13 protein-coding genes are annotated in these 15,300 nt (G+C 54.2%); 7 read left to right on the top strand and 6 right to left on the bottom strand.

All coding sequences use genetic code 11. The annotated features are described in order from the left end of the window. Positions 1 to 10: 10 nt before the first annotated feature. The 4 genes from EBB_RS08275 to EBB_RS08290 form a co-directional block, all read right to left on the bottom strand. Entirely contained in the window at positions 11 to 943 is a 933-nt protein-coding gene (locus EBB_RS08275; RefSeq protein WP_225587278.1) for a hypothetical protein, read from the bottom strand. A 380-nt stretch (positions 944 to 1,323) separates the two neighbouring features. Continuing rightward, positions 1,324 to 1,773 (bottom strand): hypothetical protein, encoded by a 450-nt coding sequence (locus EBB_RS08280; protein ID WP_192393267.1) that lies wholly within the window; start codon positions 1,771 to 1,773, stop codon positions 1,324 to 1,326. A 120-nt stretch (positions 1,774 to 1,893) separates the two neighbouring features. Further along, complete coding sequence (locus EBB_RS08285) at positions 1,894 to 2,319, bottom strand: VOC family protein (RefSeq protein ID WP_192393268.1); 426 nt, start codon at positions 2,317 to 2,319, stop codon at positions 1,894 to 1,896. An 82-nt stretch (positions 2,320 to 2,401) separates the two neighbouring features. Next, on the bottom strand, positions 2,402 to 3,766 hold the full coding sequence (locus EBB_RS08290) for a cytochrome P450 (RefSeq protein ID WP_192393269.1): 1,365 nt from the start codon (positions 3,764 to 3,766) through the stop codon (positions 2,402 to 2,404). A 356-nt stretch (positions 3,767 to 4,122) separates the two neighbouring features. Between EBB_RS08290 and EBB_RS08295 the strand changes: the two genes are divergently transcribed. From EBB_RS08295 to csb2, 5 genes are all read left to right on the top strand, one after another. Then, positions 4,123 to 5,094, top strand: a complete 972-nt coding sequence (locus tag EBB_RS08295) for a helix-turn-helix transcriptional regulator (protein WP_192393270.1) — start codon at positions 4,123 to 4,125, stop codon at positions 5,092 to 5,094. 89 nt (positions 5,095 to 5,183) lie between these two features. Then, positions 5,184 to 7,538, top strand: a complete 2,355-nt coding sequence (gene cas3g / locus EBB_RS08300; protein ID WP_192393271.1) for a type I-G CRISPR-associated helicase/endonuclease Cas3g — start codon at positions 5,184 to 5,186, stop codon at positions 7,536 to 7,538. Continuing rightward, positions 7,535 to 9,826, top strand: coding sequence for a type I-G CRISPR-associated protein Cas8g1/Csx17 (gene cas8g1, locus EBB_RS08305; protein WP_192393272.1), 2,292 nt, complete (start codon positions 7,535 to 7,537; stop codon positions 9,824 to 9,826). Before cas3g ends, cas8g1 begins: the two co-directional genes overlap by 4 nt. A 163-nt stretch (positions 9,827 to 9,989) precedes the next feature. Further along, the gene (gene cas7g, locus EBB_RS08310) at positions 9,990 to 10,985 is read left to right on the top strand and encodes a type I-G CRISPR-associated RAMP protein Csb1/Cas7g (protein WP_192393273.1); all 996 of its coding nucleotides are present in this window, start codon (positions 9,990 to 9,992) and stop codon (positions 10,983 to 10,985) included. Between the two features lie 3 nt (positions 10,986 to 10,988). Further along, positions 10,989 to 12,506 (top strand): type I-G CRISPR-associated protein Csb2, encoded by a 1,518-nt coding sequence (csb2, locus tag EBB_RS08315; protein WP_192393274.1) that lies wholly within the window; start codon positions 10,989 to 10,991, stop codon positions 12,504 to 12,506. Between the two features lie 4 nt (positions 12,507 to 12,510). Here csb2 and EBB_RS08320 read toward each other — a convergent pair whose 3' ends face one another. Together EBB_RS08320 and EBB_RS08325 are read right to left on the bottom strand one after the other, a co-directional pair. Then, positions 12,511 to 12,855, bottom strand: a complete 345-nt coding sequence (locus tag EBB_RS08320) for a type II toxin-antitoxin system PemK/MazF family toxin (RefSeq protein ID WP_223146814.1) — start codon at positions 12,853 to 12,855, stop codon at positions 12,511 to 12,513. Beyond that, positions 12,852 to 13,160, bottom strand: coding sequence for a ribbon-helix-helix protein, CopG family (locus EBB_RS08325; RefSeq protein ID WP_192393276.1), 309 nt, complete (start codon positions 13,158 to 13,160; stop codon positions 12,852 to 12,854). The genes EBB_RS08320 and EBB_RS08325 overlap by 4 nt, the downstream gene beginning before the upstream one ends. A gap of 46 nt (positions 13,161 to 13,206) precedes the next feature. On the opposite strand from EBB_RS08325, the gene cas4g/cas1g reads away from it, so the two are divergent. Then, entirely contained in the window at positions 13,207 to 14,931 is a 1,725-nt protein-coding gene (gene cas4g/cas1g, locus EBB_RS08330) for a CRISPR-associated endonuclease Cas4g/Cas1g (RefSeq protein ID WP_192393277.1), read from the top strand. Next, positions 14,931 to 15,227, top strand: coding sequence for a CRISPR-associated endonuclease Cas2 (gene cas2, locus EBB_RS08335; RefSeq protein WP_054761773.1), 297 nt, complete (start codon positions 14,931 to 14,933; stop codon positions 15,225 to 15,227). The genes cas4g/cas1g and cas2 overlap by 1 nt, the downstream gene beginning before the upstream one ends. Positions 15,228 to 15,300 lie beyond the last annotated feature (73 nt).

A 15,300-nucleotide genomic window follows, 5' to 3' on the forward strand; every position in this document is an offset into this window, starting at 1 on the left:
GAAATACCGATTATTTTTCTATCCTTAAACCAATACCCATGTGATCGGTAACAGCCGCTGTATATCTGCCGCCACCGCTCACCGGCGTTGATTGCGAGAGGTAGACCACTTCCGCCAGTTTTAGGCTAGTGGTGTTATAAACGGCTACGTCGTATTTTTTAGTGGCCGTGCTGTTAGTGCCTTCAAAGCTGCGTTGATGCGAGTCGAAGGGGTTTATGCTGTCACCGGGGTGGGCGTCGCTAAATTTGATGCCCAACGCCCGGCTAAGCACTCTGGCAGTAAAGTCGTTGGTCGGCTGATTCGTATCGCCCATTACCACGTCAATCGGCCCTAGTCCGGCTTGAATCACCACGCTGTTAATTTTTTGGTAATAGCTCATCAGGCTATTTTCATCTTTGGCGATGGAATTTGGCACGTGTACGAATACCACGATGATGTTGTAACACGCTATCGCCAGCCAACCGTCGCCTTCGCCCAGAAACTTGTTGGCCGCACTTTTAGTGGAATGGACGCTAAAGCAATTACAAGCCTTGGCAGGCGAGGATGTATGAATCAATTGCCCGGCGTTGCTATGCAGGGATGTCCAGTCCGAATGGCTGCTGTCCAGTTCGCCGCACACCAGTAAATCAGCGCCGCCGAAAGCGCGTATCAGGTTTTGGTAAATTTGCCGGACCTTATTGGCAACCATACTCGAAAAACTGTCGTTGCTGTGTTGGCCTTTATCCATATATCCGGACGACGCTGTCGCGCGCAGTTCGGCCGGACCTTGTACCGGAATGTCCGGCGAAATATCGGGCGCGGTCGGCAGAACCAGATTCCAAGGGGCCGAATTTTGCGCCATATGCTCATGTGTCATTCTCGTGAAATACTGAGAATTGGAGGCGCTGATACCGTGCTCAGAACTGGAATTGGAGTTAAGGGATTGGTATGCAATAATCGGCATGTTTATGTCCTTAAATCCGGTCAGATTTTGTTTGGAAGCAAAGGGAATATCGCGCTGAGATACGTCAAAAAATATATCGTCCGCCGATGGTAGCAGTTTGTCAGGCGGCTCTCAACAGCCTGTTTAGCGGCTTGGATAATCGGTCTTTGCGCAAATGTATTAACCAGGACTTTGAAGCCCGGAGCCTTTGGACCAATGCCGTTAAATTAAGGCTTAACCGTTCGCCCTGAGCTTGTCGAGGGGTGAATGATTAAGCCGCTCATGGTTCGACAGGCTCACCACGAACGGCATTGGCCTTTGGACCGCGCCGCGAACCCGGTATAGCCACTGTGCTTCCGTCTGCGCGGGAGCGGCGATACTGGCCATGGCTGGATTAATAATCAGTTTTCGCCTCTACTAATATTATGCTGATGCTCAATAGACTCAGTTAAGTTGTAACCATTGTCGTTGAATAAATCGCCGGTAAAAAATAAGCGCATTTCAATAATCCAGCCTATTTTTCTTTGCTTATTATTTTCGACAATAATAGTCGCCAGCTTTTGGTTGTTATCAATAACCTGAGTCACAATGGTCTTTGGATAATCAGGATCTTCTTTTAGAGCCCCGGATACTATGCGCTGAGCCGATTCCATGGTTAGTATTTGGGTGGTATTAGGTGTTGCGGTATTTTTATCGTTTATTAACGATTGGGCTTTAAAATAACCAATATCGTAAGCCAGTTTAAAAACTAGGCTAATGACAATAGCCACGCCCCAAACGGACAGGCCAATTTTTAATCGTCTTCTAACGCGAGGATGAGATAGTCTTTGCAGAAAAACTCTAAATTTCATTTTGATGTGATTATCCGGCCTTATCGGCCACTATTGAATATGAATGGTTGCAGTTTTTGCTCAATAACGCCCGAGCAACTGATATAACGGCAGTGCAAGGCGGGTTATTGGAATCTTGGTTTAGTTTGGCAGTTGCACAAAACCGTGTTGGTCGAGCGGAAAAAAAGGATTGAAACAAACTTCCCAAAGAAAGCCGTCGGGGTCGGAAAAATAACCCCTGAAGCCGCCCCAAGTCGCTTTTTCGCCAGGACGAACCAGCTTGCCCCCGGCCGAAACCGCTTCAAGCAAGGTCGCGTCAACCTCTTCTGCCGATGCGACGTTGTGGGCCAGCGAAAATCCGGGAAAACCTGAGCCATCGGCCGATACCATCGCATCGTCTGCTAATGCTTCCCGGCCATACAGCGCAAATGCCAGGCTCCCCACCTGAAAGAATGCCACTTCCTGCTGGCTGCCGGACGACTCTTGCCAACCCAGTGCCTTATAAAAACGTCGGCTTCTAGCCAAATCGGCTACGCCTAGTGTGACAAAACTAATGGTCTGTTTCATGACGCTCCCTGTTACGTAAAAAGGCCGTCTAGTCGGCCCGCGCGGCGCCGACTAGCTATGACCGTCAGCGCAGACCGTAAGCTTAACCAATTGGTTCCACTCTGCCAACAACCGGACGGTCCGGTTTCAGCGTAACGCTGAATGCTTCTTTGACGGAAATATCGGTTTCAAACGTAAATGCCTTGAAAAAACTGGCTATGACCAACAGCATTTCCAGCTCGGCAAAATGACGCCCTATGCAATTATGCAAACCGCCGCCGAACGGGAAAAAGGCGTACTTGTGTCCGCCGGGCGTCGCGGTTTCCAGAAATCTGTCGGGATTAAACGCGTCCGGGCAGTCCCAAAGCCTAGCGCTATGGTGGGTGGTGTGCATGCTCAATAACACGATGGTGCCGGCGGGAATCGCGTAATCGCCCAGCTCTATGTCCTGAACGGTTTGCGTGGACAGCGCCGATGTGGGCGGATACAGGCGCAGGGTTTCGTACAATGCGGCTTTGGTATAACTAAGCTGGTCCAAGTGCGCGGAGCTTAAGGTTTCGTTCGGCAAGCTGCGGATTTCGGCGGCGATCTTGTCGCGTACCTCCGGGTGCCTGCCGGTTAAATAAAAAAACCACACCAAGGTATTGATGGTGGTTTCCTGACCGGCGAAGAACAGATTGACTGCTTCGTCTTGCAGCAAATTGTCGGGCATTGTGTAACCGGTGCTCCGGTCGCTGGATTGCATTAACTGCGATATCAGACTTTGTCTCGGATTCGTCCGCGTCTGCGCAATTTCCCCACCGATAAAGGTTTGCAGATAGTTCACGGCGGCGAGATAACGCTTTGATTTTAGCGGGATGAAACGTTTCAAACGGCGGCCAAGGACAATTTCGCTGCCCAACTGTACCGGCAACTCCTGACAGATGATTTCGATCACCTTGATCAGCTCCGCGCCGTTGCTTAGCCGATCCACGGACTTGCCGAGCAGGATGCGGATAAAAATCCGCTGAATCAGCCGCTTTATCTCCGCGCTTAAATCAACTTGGCCGGACGCCGCCCTTTTTAACACGTCCGCCATCGCGGCCGCTTCGTCGACCATGATCAACTCATAATTTTTAACCGCCTCCTTGGTAAACAAAGGCTGCATCAAGCGGCGCTGTTTACTCCAAACCTGGCTTTCGCTATTGACCAAGCCGTTACCGAACAGCGATTTCTTGGCGTCATAGAGAAAATTACGGTTCAACTGGCCTTTGCCCTCCAGATTGAAAATCTGCTCTATATATTCCGGGTCGCAGACGAACAGAATTTTTCTGCCCAACAGCCGTCCCAACACCAGCACGCCGTATTGCTTATGAATTCGGGCCAGCGTCGCCAGCGGCCGCCAAATCAACTGCATCATCGGTAAAAGTACCGAATGCTCCGGTATTGAGGTTTTTTTCGAACGGTTCAATAAAGTCGAGTTTTCCATGGTTTCAATCGGTCATAGACTGCAGTTTTAACAAGTATTCAGCTGCAAGTGGGCTGGCGTCAGGAGCGTAAAGTAAGGTTAAAGCTTTGTTGAGCCCATTATCGCCAGCTTTATCCAAAGGGCAATGGCAGTTTTTGTATGTCTCAAGCAAGGTTGGTAAGACAAGGCATCGTATTGAGAGAGAAGGGAAGTACCCTAGTCATCACCTTGCAAAGTTTAGCGGGTAAACGTGTCATCATGCGGTTGGCTTTATCGGTTTTGGCAAACTCAGTCCGGCCCGCAAAGGTCAGCCCGGTCATGCTTGGGAAACTGGTCTAAGCTGTTAGCGACAAATCATCAGGGATAGAGATTTCTGCATGCAACACCTCGATAAAATCATCAAACTCCATGGCTTGCTGAAAAGCCGGCGCACGCCGATCTCGGGACCGGAAATAGAACAAGCACTGGAATGCTCTAAAGCCACCCGCCAGCGCGTGATAGCCGATCTGCGCGACCGCCTGAACGCCCCGCTAGTCTGCGACCGCAGCGCCGGCGGCTACTACTACGACCGCGACGACCCGCGCTATCCATTCGAACTACCCGGCATCCGGCTCACCGCCGAAGAGCTGCAAGCCTTGATTGCCTGCCAACACCTGCTCGGCAGTCTGGCGCCGGGATTATTGCAAAATGAAATCGGCCAACTCCGCGACCATTTGCAGAAATTGCTGGACCGCTCGCCGGGCGTCAAAACCCCGCAATTGGACCGCATCAAAATCCTCAGCCAAGCCTACCGCAGCCGCAACGACGACTTGTTTCTGACCTTGGTCCAAGCCTTATTCAATCAACACCGGCTACTCATCCATTACCACGCCCGCAGCGACGATCAAAGCAGCGAAAGACCGGTATCGCCGCAAAACCTGGTTTTGTACAAAGACAACTGGTACTTGGACGCCTACTGCCACCAACGCAACGAACCGCGCACCTTTGCACTGGACAGGATCAAGTCCGCAACTGACAGCGGCGAAGCCGCGCAACTGCTGGACCTGGATGTATTGCAACAACACTTCGGCTCCTCCTACGGCATTTTCTCCGGTACACCCAAACACACCGCCGTCCTCAATTTCTCCGCCAAAGCCGGCCGCTGGGTTGCCGACGAAACCTGGCACAGCCAACAAGAATCCGAGTGGCTAACCGACGGCCGCTACCAACTGCGTATCCCCTTCAACCGCCACGAAGAACTGCTGATGGATATTTTGAAATACGGCGCGGAGGTGGAGGTAGTAGAGCCGGGGTTTTTGCGGGAGTTGGTCAGGCAAGAGGCGGAGAAACTGCTGGCGCTTTACCGATGATTTGAAAAATATTTGTAAAAAAATTCCGGTATCGGCTTTTGAGACCGAGCCATGTTAGAAAACGTTTATCCTGATTCAAAAGGTTTGCCATGAGCAACTACAGCGCATTTTTCAGACAAGCAACATTGTTAGCGGAACCTTTTCCGTATCAACAAACCCTGGCCCAAGCTGCTTGGCCGGATTTCCTGGAAATTCCGACCGGCCTCGGCAAAACCGCCGCAATCATGCTGGCGTGGCTTTATAAGCGCCAAGTCGCGCATGATGCCGACACGCCGCGCCGCTTGGTGTATTGTTTGCCGATGCGGGTATTGGTTGAGCAAACCCAAGCCAACATCGAGTCCTGGTTAGAACGCTTGAATCTGCGACACCAAGTCAATGTACACATTTTGATGGGCGGTGAAGATGGCCAATCCTGGGTGATGCAACCGGAAAAAGACACCATTCTAATCGGTACCCAGGACATGCTGTTGTCGCGCGCCTTGATGCGCGGCTACGGCGTTAGCCGTTACCAATGGCCGGTGCATTTTGCCTTGCTGCATAACGATGCATTGTGGGTGTTCGACGAAGTGCAACTGATGGGTGCGGGCTTATCGACCAGCGCGCAAGTTGAAGCCTTCCGGCGTACGCTGACAACCAGTGTCATTACGAAAAGCCTCTGGGTTTCCGCCACCTTAAATCGCAATTGGTTGAACACGGTAGATTTTTCCGAGTATTTGCCAAAGACAAGCAGCTTGGCCTTGAGTGAAACGGAACAAGCCTTGCCAACAGTACAGCAGCGCGTCAAAGCGATAAAGCGCCTATCCAAAGCGGCATGCTTACTAAGCACCGAAACCAAAAAAAACTACGTCGCGCAACTCAGCGAACTGGTGAGCCAACAGCATCAAGTAGGGACGAACAGCTTGGTGATCGTCAATCGGGTTGAACGCGCCCAACAGTTATATGCGCAATTGAAAAAGCAAAAGCCGGCGGCGGAATTATTGTTGGTTCATGCCCGATTCCGGCTGCAAGAGCGGCGGCAACTCAACCAGCGTTTACAGCAAGCGGCACCGGAAGCGGGGCGCATCATCATCGCCACCCAGGCCATCGAAGCCGGGGTGGATATTTCCAGCAAGACCTTGTTTACCGAGATTGCGCCGTGGTCGTCGCTGGTGCAACGCTTCGGCCGCTGCAACCGTTACGGCGAATATAACGAAGCCGGTGGCGCGGATATTTTCTGGATCGACATCGAAGACGATACCTTGCCTTACGCGCCCGAGGATTTTGAACTTAGCCGCAGCCATTTGTTGAGTCTGGAGAGCGCCGCGCCGTCCGAACTGCCGAAAGTGACCACGGAACAGGCGATTCATCCCGTCCTGCGCAAAAAAGATTTTCTGGATTTGTTCAACACCGATGCCGACCTGAGCGGCTTCGACACCGACATTTCCCAATTCATCCGAGACCAAGGCATGCCGCAACTGCGGGTGTTTTGGCGCGACATCGAAAAGCCGCAACCGGACGAACCGCAACCCTTGCATAGCGAGCTTTGTCCGGTGTCGATGGGGCAGATCAAAGACTATTTCAAGGACAAGGAGCGAGCCGCTTTCGTTTGGGACGGCTTGGCAAAAATCTGGAAAAAAATCGATCAACCGTTTCCCGGCATGACCCTACTCCTACCTGCTCGGTACGGCGGCTACGATCTGGAATCAGGTTTCGATCCCACTAAAAAACAAGCGGTGCCGATTACGCTGCTGGAAACGACGCAAACCGACGAAAGTTATACCGGCGACCAAGATAGCCGTAAAACCAAAGCGATAGAACTGCCCGCTCATTTGCGCCACGTTTTCGAACATGCTCAACACTTGCTAGATCAGGTTCATGCGCAAGCAAGCGGAAAACATGCGGTAGTTACCGCTGCTGCTTGGCATGACGTGGGTAAATCGCACAAAGTATTTCAACACACCATGCTGCAAGATGACCGGCTGAGCGATGAAAAGCTTTGGGCCAAATCCGCGGCAAACGCCAATCACCAACGCCGATATTTCCGTCACGAACTGGCCTCAATGCTGGCTTGGCTGCTGAATAATGCCGAACACCCGCAACGCGACCTGATTGCTTATTTGATTGTCGCCCACCACGGCAAAGTGCGCTTAAGCCTGCGAGCGATGCCCGACGAAAAGCCGCCCAAGGACAAGCCGCATATTCTCTATGCCCGTGGCGTTTACCAAGGCGACTGTTTGCCGGAAGTTGCCGTCCTCGACCAAATCATGCCGGCCACCGAGTTGCGGCTGGAATTGATGCAACTGGGCGAAACCGAAGTGATGGGACCATCCTGGACCACCCGAACGCAGACCCTATTGCGCGAACACGGCCCATTCGAGCTGGCCTGGTACGAAACCCTGGTCCGCATCGCCGACTGGCGAGCCTCGGAAGCCGAACAACAAGACGGTACGGAGAATCCGCAATGAGCCACGAAATCGAATTAAAAGGCTGCGCACCTGTGCCGCTGGCCCATTACTTGAAGGCGCTGGGCATATTGCGTTTGGTGGCGGAGCAGAAAGACCCGAATGCCAAAGGCTGCTGGCGGGACGAGGCGTTTGTGTTGCAAAGCAGTTTGGATAAAGAAAGCCTGTTGCGGTTTTTTCTGGATGAATATCGACCTACGCCGATTACCGCGCCTTGGAATGGCGGGAGCGGTTTTTACTTTCAGGAAGGCAAGACCAGCGCAGTCGATCCGGAAACCGGAAAAAAATTAAAAACCGGCGTGCGAGATCAGGAGACAGAAGCTAATCGAACGGTTAAAGCCTTTATCGATAGTGAATGCGACCGTTTTGCTGTTTATCGGGATGTACTAAAACAAATTCGCTCACTGCTAACAAAATACGCTTGCCAGGAAGCACCGAAAGCAGAAGCCAAAGACCTGATTCTGCAGATTTTCCGAAATACCTTTCCCGATGTTTTTCTTAGTTGGTTGGACGCCGTTTTGCTGATCGGCACCGATAAAACCTTTTTTCCGCCATTGCTCGGAACCGGTGGCAATGACGGCAACTTGGACTTCACCAACAATTTCATGCAGCGGCAACTGCAGTTGTTCGACCCTCTAACCGGCCAAGCGACAGCATTGAGCGAAGCTTGGCTATCAAACTCGATATTTGCCGATGCCTCGCCACAGATGCACAAAGACGCCGCCATTGGACAATTTTTCCCCGGCAATGCGGGTGGCCCGAATGCGACTGCGGGATTCGAGGCCAAATCGCTAATAAATCCTTGGGACTTTGTGCTGATGCTGGAAGGGGCGTTGTTGTTTGCCGCCAATACGACCAGGCGCTTGCAGCAGGATAAAAACGGTAGCTTGAGTTACCCCTTCACCGTACGGATGGCCGGCGGTGGTAGTGGTGCGGGCAACCAAAACGACGAAGTGGATTCGCATGACGAAATCTGGTTGCCTGTGTGGTACCAAGCGACAGGTCTAAACGAGTTGAACTGCTTGTTTCAAGAAGGCCGGGCCACCGTGGGCAGAAGACCGGCCAAAGATGGCTTGGACTTCGCGCGCGCGGTGGCATCCTTGGGCGTGGATCGTGGCATTACCGAATTTCAGCGCTACGGGTTCATGATGCGTTCCGGTAAATCGTATCTGGCAACCCCGATAAGCCGGATTGCAACGCGCTCCAACCCATCGGCAGAATTGATTTACGATTTGGAACGCAACCGCTTTTTGGACAGTTTGCGCCGTTTTGCCCGCAGTGACAAAGCTTCGGCACGCTTGGCCGCCTTGGCGCATCAACTGGAAAACCGTTTGTTTGACCTCACGCGCGGCGCAGATCGGCGGGTTTGCCAAGACATTTTGATGTTACTCGGTAAAATTCAAAGTGCCGTCGGCATCAGCCCGAAAGCGAAAGAAGACATTCACCAACCAATACCTTTATTAAGCTCGCAATGGTTGGTCGCCAGCGACGATGCCAGCTCGGAGTTTCGTTTGGCCTGCGCTTTGGCCGGTTTAAAAGCCGTTGGCGGCGGATCAGCAAAATCCGCAGGGTACGAAAGCTCTACCGAATCGGTTGTCGAGGCGTCTGCCGGCTTACCTATGCGCCTGCATTTTGCCGGAATCAAACTCGACAAGAAACGCTATATCTGGGACAACGAATCGCGGCTGGCCGTTTGGGGCGAAGGTTCTCTGACGCAAAATCTTAACGAAACCCTGCGTTGCCGCTGGCTGGCGGCACAACGGCTTTCACATAAGGACAAACCCTTTGCCTATGGTGTCGGTGCAAATCAAGCCGATATAGCCGCATTTTTGGCTGGCGCGGTGGATGATCGGCGGGTTAGTGAATTGGCGCAAGGCTTGGCGTTGCTCAAGGAATTCAACTCAAGCGGGCTTCAAACACCGACAACTCTGCATGCCGCATTGCCCGCTGCCTATGCCTTGCTCAAGCCGTTTTTCGTGCCGGATCGCGAATTGGTCAGAATCGGTTTCCTGACGGAAGACGCCCACTTACCGCTACGCGGAGAATTATTGTCCTGGCTGGCCGCCAATCAAACGCAAAAGGCCGTCGATTGGGCTTGGGCCAAGTTGCGCCAGGTCGGCGTCGGTTTGCCGCATTTCCCGCAGCAAGCGCCAAGAGCAGTTGGAATTGATGGGCCGCGTTTGTTGGCTGCATTGGCTTTTCCGCTCGCATCCGGGCAACTGAAAAGTCTGTTGCTGACGCTTGGAGCCGGTGAAAAAGCGACAGAACAGCAAGCCGAACCGACCCAATGATATTTACCTCAGATGTTCCTTGTTCCAACGCGCCGCGTTGGAATACCGGGCTTGACCGCGCTGCGGTCAGCCTAGGCACCGCAGCGCGGTGCATTCTGGTTACCACGCAGCGCGTGGTAACCAGGGAATTGCATATTTTTATTTTGTTACCAGGAGATAAACCATGAGTATCGACTTTTCCGATCTGCACACCGCCCCGAGGCTGTTGATCGAGGCCGAATTGCAACCGCTGCAAGGCGCGCGTTTTCAGCCCACCGGTTTTCCGGACTTGGGCGCCGCCGTTTACGATGGTCCCAACGGTAATCGACTGCTGCTGGTGGAATCGGCGCAGAGTATGGCTAACCGAATGGAGACCGTTTGCTGGGATGCGCCGAACGACGATTGGGTTGATGCTTTAAAGGGCTTGCCCTTGATTAAGGTGATCGATAATCAAGGGAAACCTTTAACTAACACAGTACAGGAAGCCCACCGCCTAAACTCGGCATACGTCCTTGAGGGTAAAGACCAAACAGTCTTTGATCAATTGAAAGCCGAATTGGCAGATATGGACGAGGGAGCCGTAGATCTCAAAAAACTTGCTGCGGTCGTTCTGAGATACGACTCAAACGCTTTACTCCACGGCTTGTTTCTTGCGAAAAAAGAATTGGCCGGCGGCCGGTTACGGTTGCCGCGCGTCGTGTCTTCGTTCATCGAAGCGGAAGACGTCAATTTGGCGCAAAGCGGCGGCGTCAAAAACGACCACGTAAACCCGTCCGGCGATACCGCCAAAGGTTTCGGCAACGTTCCTTATTCGCGCAGCGACTACACCGCACCCAAAATCACCGCTTACTTCAACATCGATCTGGCGCAAATACGCGGCTTCGGCTTGGGCGACGCGGTGGAGCAATTGCTGATCGCCTTGGCGCTCTACAAAATCCGCGCGGTTCTGGACTTCGGTTTGCGCTTGCGCACCGCCTGCGATTTGGATGTCAAAAAACTGACCGTTACCCGTCCCACCGCCTGGGAATTGCCCGAACGTAATACCCTGGAAGCCGCGTTACCGGGGTTGATTGCCGCCGTTGCCGCCGAAAACCGTTTTGCCGAGCCGCGCATTACCACGGTCACCTGGGAAAAAGGCAAAGCCAAAAAAGCTAAGGCAGAAACCGAAAGCGAGGAATAAGCCATGCTTACGCTATCGCTCAGCTTTCCGGGCGGGCGTTACCACGCCACGCCGTGGGGCCGCCACGTCAACGAAGCTGATGTGGCTTGGCCGCCCGACCCATGGCGCTTGACCCGCGCCTTGATTGCCACTTGGCACCGCAAACTCGACCATCAGCTTTACCCTGAGATTTTGTTCACAAGCTTGCTCGGATTGTTGGCGGACGAACCGCCGCATTACCGGCTGCCGACAGCGGTACACAGCCATACCCGGCACTACATGCCCAATCGCCAAAAATCCACGTTGATTTTTGACGCCTTTGCCCGCATCGATCCAACTGAAGCGCTGATCGTGCACTGGCCCGAATGCCAACTGGACGAGGCACAAACCGCATTACTGGACGAGCTTTTAAACTGCATCGGCTATGTCGGACGCGCCGAGTCCTGGGTAGAGGCAAAACGCCTCGGTGATTGGAACGGAGAACTAAACTGTTTTCCGGGAAGCACCCAAATCGATCAGGAAACCGGCGGGATTCAGACCGAACCGGTGCAGTTGTTCGCACCGCTTACGCCCGATACCTACGCCAATTTCCAGCAGCAAATGCAGTCCGGCTTAGCCTTGCGTAAGTTGAAAACGTCGGAATTGAAAAGCATCAAGAAAACCCTGCCGATCAGTTGGTTGGAGGCGGTAGGTCTGGACACCGCCGACTTGCAAAACGCCGGCTGGAGCGCGCCGCCGGCCGCGCAAAAAATTCTCTATCAGCGCCCGATTCAAGCATTGAAAAACAGCGTTGCCAGCCGCGCCAAACCTATACCAAGCTCGTCCGCCGACACGGTGCGTTACGCCGTTTACGGCAAGCCGCTGATGCGCGAATTGGATACCATCAGATTTGCCGAGCACGTGCGCCGCGCGGTGATGGGTAAAGCCAAGTGGACATTGGGCGAAACCGCGATTCCGCCTTTGTTGTCCGGGCATGGCTTGAATGCCGATAACCGCCACTGTCACGCCTTTTACCTGCCGCAAGCCAACTCGAACGGCCTGCTCGATCACGTACTGATTCATGTCCCAGGCGGTATTAACGACGACATGCACCGGGTTTTCGGCGCGTTAAAAACGGTCAAAGGCTTTGACGGCCAGGAATGGCGTTTAATGCTGGAGCATATCGGCCCGCGTGAAGATTTCGAAAACGTCTCGCCCATCGTTCAGTCCGCCAGTGTTAGGTGGTCACAAACGCCGTATCTACACCCGTGGCATTGCAAAAAAGACTTCGATGCATCGGCACAGATTCGCCGGGAATGTCGGGAACGCCTGTTGGCCGAACCGACGGAAATCCGGCTATTACCGACCATAAAACCGCACGGCCGCGAACTTCGCCCGATTGACTTTCACCGCTTTCGAAGCAAAAGGGGGCTAGTGCAACCGGATACCCGAGGTTCGTTCTGGCAACTGACGTTCGCCGAACCCGTTTCCGGACCGCTGGCGTTGGGCTTTGGCTGCCATTTTGGTTTGGGTCTGTTTGCTCCGGTGAAAGCCAATGAATAATGGCTCACCACAACCCCATCACCCCGCGCAAACTCTTCTCCACCGCCGCCAGTTCCTCGGCGGTGACGGTGGCGAGGGGGCCTTCGCCGAAGCGGGAGCGGTCGATGGCACGCAGTTGTTCGGCCATGACGTAACTGGCGGCTTTCAGCCGGCCTTGCGGCGCAATCGGTATCCGCAACGGCGCCAGATTAGGCCGAAACTGGCTGGTCAGCGGCACCACCACAATCGTAGGCAGGCCGCCGGTAATGATCGTATCGTCCTGCAACACCAACACAGGCCTGATTTTGCCGATTTCGGCGCCTTTGTTGGGGTTCAGATTGGCGGTCCACACCTCACCGCGCTTCATCATTCCCACCATTTTTCGTCGGGATCGATGCCGGCGGCGCGTTCATCAGCAATTATTCGGTCGAGACCATCGTCCACCGCGTCGAAATCCGCGGCAATTTGCAGCGCTTCCGTCCTGGCTTGCGGATCGTTGGCCAAGGCGCGCGCCGCGGCCACCATTTCCGCCATAAACCGCTCGCGTTCGCGGCGGGCCAGGTATTCGGTGATCGCTAGTCTGGCTATTTCCGATTGGCTTTTGCCTTCCAATTGGGCTTCGGCTTTGAGGTTGGCCTCCACATCGTCGGGTAAACGCAGGCTGATGGCGGGCATGGCGGACTCCAGGTAATGCAATAATGATGACAAATTGTAATACAAAATGACCGACAACGAACGCCCGCCCATTCAACTAGAACTACCGCTGCCTTTCCCGGAACTATCCGGCGACATGCCTTTATTGCCGGCGCGGATGATTAACGAATACCAGTACTGCCCGCGTCTGGCCTATCTGGAATGGGTGCAGGGCGAATGGGCGGCGTCGGCCGATACCGTGGAAGGCGACCACGCCCATCGCCGGGTGGACAAACCGTCCAAAAGTTTTCCGGAAGCCGACGAACTGGACGACGCAGAGAAACTGCATGGCCGCTCGATTACCTTGTCCTCCAACCGTTTGGGCCTGATCGCCAAGCTGGATTTGATCGAAGCCGAGGACGGCGTGGTGACACCCGTCGATTACAAGCGCGGCAAGCGTCCGCACGTGGCGCGCGGCGCTTACGATCCGGAGCGAGTGCAGCTTTGCGTGCAGGGCATGGTGTTGCAAGAACACGGTTATGTCTGCGAGGAGGGCGCCTTGTATTTTGTGCAAAGCCGCGAGCGAGTGCGGGTGGCTTTCGACGAAGAATTGAAGCAACTCACCGCCAATGCCATCAACGGTCTGCGCTTGATCGCCGCCGGCGGCCATATTCCGGAACCCTTGCAGGACAGTCCTAAATGTTCGGGCTGCTCGCTGGTGGGTATTTGTTTGCCGGACGAAGTCAATTACCTGCGTCACGCGGACCTCGAACCTCGGCCGTTGGCGGTGATGCGCGACGAGGCCTTGCCGGTTTACGTGCAGGCCTGGAAGGCCAAGATCGGCAAGAAGGGTGAGGAGCTGGAAATCAGCATCGACGACGAAAAAGTCCAGACCGCGCGGCTGGTGGACACCTCGCAAGTGGTGGTAATGGGCAACGTGTACATCACCACACCGTGTTTGCAAGACTTGATGAAGCGCGAGATTCCGGTCAGTTGGCACAGTTACGGTGGCTGGTTTGTCGGCCACACCATCGGCACTGGCCATAAGAATGTCGAGTTGCGCACCGCCCAGTACAAAGCCAGTTTCGACGACAAAACCTGCCTGGCAATTGCCCGCAACCTGGTGCGCGCCAAAATCCAAAATTGCCGAACCCAGGCCCGCCGCAATTGGCGCGCTGACGAGCCGGTGGAAACGTTGTTGGAACCGCTGAAATCCCTGGCCGATAAATCGCAGCGCGCGCTGGATTTAGCACAATTGTTGGGTATAGAAGGTGCGGCGGCGGCCTTGTATTTCGGCGCGTTCGATAAATTGATCAAAAAGCCGGACGACAGCAAACAGATGAGCTTCGACTTTAACACCCGCAATCGCCGGCCTCCCACCGATCCCGTCAACGCCTTGCTGTCGTTTGCTTATGCCATGCTGGTACGCACTTGGACGATGAATCTGAGCGCGGTTGGTTTGGACCCGTATCGCGGCTTTTATCACCAGCCGCGTTACGGCCGGCCCGCGCTGGCGCTGGATTTGATGGAACCGTTTCGGCCCATCATCGCCGACTCCACGGTATTGCAAGTCATCAATAACGGCGAGGTGCGGCCCACCGACTTTATCTGTGCTGCCGGCAGCGTGGCCCTGAACGAGGGCGGCCGCAAGCGCTTCATCACCGCCTTCGAACGCCGCTTAAGCCAGGAAGTAACCCATCCCATCTTCGGCTACAAGGCCAATTATCGGCAGGTGTTCGAGATTCAGGCGCGCTTGTTCGGCCGCTATTTGCTCGGCGAATTGCCGGAATATCCCAACTTCACCACCCGCTGATGGCTGCCCTAGAACACCTGTATATTGTCACTTACGACATCAGCGATACCAAACGCTGGCGGCGGGTGTTTCGGCTGATGAAAGGTTACGGCGATTGGTTGCAACTGTCGGTGTTCCAATGCCGGCTCAGCCGCAAGCGCCATGCGGAATTAATCGCGCTGCTGGATGGCATTATTCACCATAGCGACGACCATATTCTGATCATTAATGTTGGGCCGGCGGAAACGGTGAAACCGTCGGTGGTCAGTTTGGGCAAGGATTTCGACGTGGTGGAACGGCAGCCGGTGATCGTCTGATGCGGATTTTCCGCCGCCGCTTTGCGAGCGCTGTAGTGGCGCGTAAAACCCGGGCAGTGCTCGCTCCGAGTAA

The sequence above is a fragment of the Methylomonas fluvii genome (genome assembly GCF_014850975.1).
GTDB classification, from domain to species: Bacteria; Pseudomonadota; Gammaproteobacteria; order Methylococcales; family Methylomonadaceae; genus Methylomonas; species Methylomonas fluvii.